This window comes from Frankia sp. CcCS3, from assembly GCF_977927575.1.
In genome coordinates, this window is record NZ_CDWRCL010000154.1 from 1 (window position 1) to 555 (window position 555).

Here is a 555-nt window from a genome sequence, read left to right on the forward strand (position 1 = left end):
CACGAATCTACGTGAATGTTTACGCGAGAGGGACGGTCCCGGGCTGGTTGTCGGGACGCCGCACCGGACCGGCGAACCGGCGCCGGGTGACGAGCGGGCAGAGGACTACGCTCACACCAGGCAGAATCCACCGAAGCGGAGGAAGGACCCGACCATGACCGACGACGCATATGCCCCCGAGGGGCTGGCGGAGAAGCCCCAATTCAATTCGGATGTCGCGCACACCGCCCGGGTCTGGAACTACTGGCTCGGTGGCAAGGACAACTTCGCCTCCGACCGCGCGGTGGGCGACCAGGTCCAGCAGATACTTCCGCACATCGTCGACACCGCCCGCGCCGACCGGGGTTTCCTCACCCGAGCCGTGCAATTCCTGGCCGGCGAGGCAGGTATCCGTCAGTTCCTCGACATCGGGACCGGGCTGCCCACCGCCGGAAACACCCATGAGGTCGCCCAGGAGATCGCACCGGAATCGCGCATCGTCTACGTCGACAACGCCCCTCTTGTTCTGGTGCATGCCCGAGCGCTGCTCACCAGCACCCCGGAGGGCGCCACCAA

Annotated in this window: 1 protein-coding gene; it reads left to right on the forward strand. The window is 66.5% G+C overall.

Translation table 11 applies throughout. From position 1 onward, the window contains the following. Positions 1-154: 154 nt before the first annotated feature. On the forward strand, positions 155-555 hold a 401-nt coding region (locus tag AC08OQ_RS13630; RefSeq protein WP_476612095.1), incomplete at its 3' end, for an SAM-dependent methyltransferase.